Here is a 3801-nt window from a genome sequence, read left to right as displayed (position 1 = left end):
AACTCCACGGCGGCGCGGCTTCGCGAGGCACCGCGGCGCCACAGGATGCCGGCGTGACGCACCATCTGCGGCGAATGGAGCTGGATGGCCTGCATGTCGGGCGCCTGGCGCGCGGCCCGTTCGGGCACGATGCATGCGAGTTCGCCCCAGCGGCACACATCGATCAGGCCTTCCACCGATTCCATTTCGACCCGCACGCGGGGCAGCACGCCGGCCTCGCGCAGGCTGTCGTCAATCAGGCGGCGGGTGGTGAACGCACGCGGCAGCATGGCCAGGGGCACCTCGGCCAGACCCTTGAGGGCCAGGCTGCGCCGGCGCGCAAGCGGATGGGCGCGGTTCACCACCAGTTGCATGCGCTCCTCGAACAAGGGCTCGGTCTCGATCTCCTCGCGCTGCGTGGGGTGAAAGGCGATGCCCACGTCCAGCAAGCCCTCGACCAGTTGCTCCTCGATGGGACCGGCACGCAGGTCGCGCACCACGATGTTCACCTTGGGGTAGGCCATGCTGAAGGCCGCCACCGTGGCGGGCACCAGGGTGTGCAAGAAGGTGGGTATGACGCCCACCGTGAGGGTGCCCGCCTGCAGCCCCGTCATGTCGGCCAGCGCCATGCGCCCGGCCTCGATCTCCTGCAGGGCGCGGGCGGCATGCACCCGAAAAGCCGCGCCCGCCTGCGACAGCCGCAGGCCCCGCCCGAGGCGTTCGAAGAGCTGGATGTCCAACTCTTGCTCAAGCTGCCGCAGGCCGTGCGAGAGCGTGGACTGCGTGACAAATAGGTTCTGCGCCGACTGCGTGAGGTGCTCGGTCTGGGCGATGTCGAGAAAGTAGCGAAGCTGGCGGATTTCCATCGAAAAGCCCTTCCGTTTTTCGTTCGATGCGATCGAATGATAGGTCGCAAATAAATCATTGGAACGTCATACGGATTAAATCTAACCTTACTTACCCCGGCCCCGAAAAGAGGGCCACCACCCCGACCGGCCGACAAGAAAAGGTACCCCAGCGATGCACAGCCGCTTCACCATCGAACGCATGCAGGCGCGGATTCTGGACATTCCCACGATCCGCCCGCACAAGCTCTCGTTTGGCTCCATCAGCCGCCAGAGCCCCGTCATCGTTCAGGTCTGGCTCACGAACGGCGCCACGGGCTTCGGCGAGGCTGCCACCATTGGCGGCCCGTCGTGGAACGAAGAGTCGCCCGAAAGCATCCTGCACGCCATCGAACACTACCTGGCCCCCGCCCTCGTCGGCCAGGAGGCCAGCGGCTTCGAAGGCGCCCTGGCGCGCATGGACAAGGCCTGCAAGGGCAATGCGTTCGCCAAGAGCGCTGTGGAGATGGCGCTGATCGACGCCGTGGCCCGCACGCTCGAGCTGCCTGCATGGCAACTGCTGGGCGGCAAGGTGCACCAGAGCCTGCCACTGGCCTGGACGCTGGCCAGTGGCGACGTGGAGCGCGACCTGCAAGAGGCGCATCTGCGGCTCGAGCAAAAGCGCCACCACATCTTCAAGATGAAGATCGGCGCCCGCGCGCCGCAGGACGACGTGGCCCATGTGTCGCAGATCGCGCGCGGCCTGCAGGGCAAGGCCACGCTCACGGTGGACGTGAACCAGGCGTGGGACGGCAACACCGCACGCCGCTACCTGCCGCAGCTGGTGGAGGCCGGCGTGACGCTGATCGAGCAGCCCGTGGCGCAGTGGAATGTGGAGGCGCTCAAGAGCCTCACGGCCACGCTCGATGGCGCGCTCATCATGGCCGACGAAACCGTGTGCACGCCACAAGACGCCATGATGCTGGCGCGCGAAAAAGCCAGCCATGTGTTCTCGCTCAAGGTGGCCAAGCACGGCGGCCTGATCCGCACCCGCAAGGTGGCGGCCGTGGCCGAGGCCGCCGACATCGGCTGGTACGGCGGCACCATGCTGGAGACGTCGCTGGGCAGCGCCGCATCGGCCCATGTGTTTTCCACCCTGGGCGGCCAGCACCATGGCTGCGAGCTTTTCGGCCCCCAATTGCTGGTGGACGACATCGTTGAAAAGCAGATGCCCATCGTGGACTACGCCCTGCAGCTGCCCGACGGCCCAGGCTTTGGCGTCGAAATTTCGCTGGCCCAGCTCGAGCGCTTCGACCGCGCCCGCCAAGGCCTCACCGCCGTGCATGTGGACATGGCCGCACACACAACCACCCCCGTTTAAGGAGAAAACCGATGCTGTTTCTGGTTCGTATGGATGTGAACATTCCGCGCGACTTGCCCGTGGAGCAAGCCAACGAGATCAAGGCCCGTGAAAAGGCCTATTCGCAAGACCTGCAGCGCGACGGCCGCTGGAAGAGCATCTGGCGCGTGGTGGGCGAGTACGCCAACTACAGCATCTTTGATGTGGCATCCAACGACGAGCTGCACCAGCTGCTGCAGGGGCTGCCCCTGTTCCCCTTCATGAAGATCTCCGTCACCCCCCTGGCGCAGCACCCCTCGGCCATCTGAGGCCGCCCCGTTCCCTGGCACAAGACCCCCGAGACAACCACCATGCACACCAAACGCCACCTCCTGGCCCTGCTGGCCCTGGCCGGCCTGGGCCTGGCCGCGCACGCCCAGCCCGCCCCCACCGACTGGCCCAACAAGCCGATCCGCTGGATTGTTCCCTTCCCGCCCGGTGGCGCGATGGACGCCATTGCGCGCACGCTGGGCGAAAAAGCCGCCAGGACGCTGGGCCAGCCCTTCGTCATCGAGAACAAGCCGGGCGCGGGTGGCAACATCGGCGCAGACTATGTGGCCAAGCAGCCGGGGGACGGCTACACCATGATGATCACCTCGATCGGCATGGCGACGAACAAGCCGCTGTACGGCAAGCTCAGCTACGACCCCATCAAGGACTTCGCGCCCGTGAGCCTGCTGGCCGTGGTGCCGAACGTGCTGGTGACCAACGCCACCCAGCCCGATGTGAAGAATGTCAAAGACGTGATCGCCGCCGCGCGCAAGGCGCCCGGCAAGCTCACCTATGCCTCGGCCGGCAACGGCACCTCCATCCACCTGGCCGGCGAGGTGTTCACATCGCTGGCCAACGTGGAGATGCTGCACATCCCCTACAAGGGCAGCGGCCCGGCCGTGTCCGACCTGCTGGGCGGCCAGATCAACTACATGTTCGACAGCATCACCTCGGCCCGCCCCCACATCCAGTCGGGCAAGCTGCGCGCGCTGGGGGTGACCACGGCCAAGCGCTCCAGCACCCTGCCCGACGTGCCCACACTGGCCGAGGCAGGCGTGCCGGGCTACGAAGTGTCGCCGTGGTTTGCCGTGTTCATGCCGGCCGCCACGCCCAAGCCCATCGTGGCCAAGCTCAATGCCGCCCTGCTGGCCGCGATGAAGGACCCCGAGGTGGTCAAGCGCTTTGAATCGATCGGTGCCGAGCCCGTGGGCTCCTCCCCCGATGAGCTGGCCAAGCACCTGGCGCGCGAATCCGAGCGCTGGACCAAGCTCATCACCGAGCGCGGCATCAAGCTCGACTGAGCCCCGGCCAAGCCTTCCCCCCCCATCCATTCCAAGAGGAGACATCCCATGGCAGAACTCAACCAGGCCCAGCTGCTCGCGCTGGTGAACACCCGCAAGATCGCGCCAGGCAATGCCCGCGTGCGCCAGCTCACCGAGCGCATCGTCACCGACCTGTTCAAGGCCATCGACGAGCTCGACGTGACGCCCGACGAATTCTGGGCCGCCGCCGGCTGGCTCACGCGCCTGGGCGCATCGGGCCAGACGGGGCTGATCACCGCGGGCCTGGGCTTCGACCGGCTGCTCGACATCCGCGCCGACGAAGCCG

5 protein-coding genes are annotated in these 3801 nt (G+C 66.7%); 4 read left to right on the top strand and 1 reads right to left on the bottom strand.

All coding sequences use genetic code 11. The features are described 5' to 3' along the window. A partial coding sequence (locus ACDELDRAFT_RS20050) for a LysR substrate-binding domain-containing protein (protein ID WP_005799882.1) occupies positions 1 to 845 on the bottom strand: 845 nt, incomplete at its 3' end. Between the two features lie 154 nt (positions 846 to 999). Between ACDELDRAFT_RS20050 and ACDELDRAFT_RS20045 the strand changes: the two genes are divergently transcribed. From ACDELDRAFT_RS20045 to ACDELDRAFT_RS20030, 4 genes are all read left to right on the top strand, one after another. Further along, positions 1000 to 2184, top strand: coding sequence for a muconate cycloisomerase family protein (locus ACDELDRAFT_RS20045; protein WP_005799881.1), 1185 nt, complete (start codon positions 1000 to 1002; stop codon positions 2182 to 2184). Between the two features lie 11 nt (positions 2185 to 2195). Beyond that, positions 2196 to 2471, top strand: a complete 276-nt coding sequence (gene catC / locus ACDELDRAFT_RS20040; RefSeq protein ID WP_005799879.1) for a muconolactone Delta-isomerase — start codon at positions 2196 to 2198, stop codon at positions 2469 to 2471. A 42-nt stretch (positions 2472 to 2513) separates the two neighbouring features. Further along, positions 2514 to 3494, top strand: a complete 981-nt coding sequence (locus tag ACDELDRAFT_RS20035) for a tripartite tricarboxylate transporter substrate binding protein (protein ID WP_005799877.1) — start codon at positions 2514 to 2516, stop codon at positions 3492 to 3494. Positions 3495 to 3542: 48 nt separating this feature from the next. Beyond that, positions 3543 to 3801 (top strand): dioxygenase (locus tag ACDELDRAFT_RS20030; RefSeq protein WP_005799876.1); only part of this gene is annotated, 259 nt, incomplete at its 3' end.

This window comes from Acidovorax delafieldii 2AN, assembly GCF_000175235.1.
GTDB classification, from domain to species: domain Bacteria; phylum Pseudomonadota; class Gammaproteobacteria; order Burkholderiales; family Burkholderiaceae_C; genus Acidovorax; species Acidovorax delafieldii_B.
Note: the sequence above shows the minus strand (reverse complement) of the source record. Positions and strands in the feature narration are given on the sequence as shown.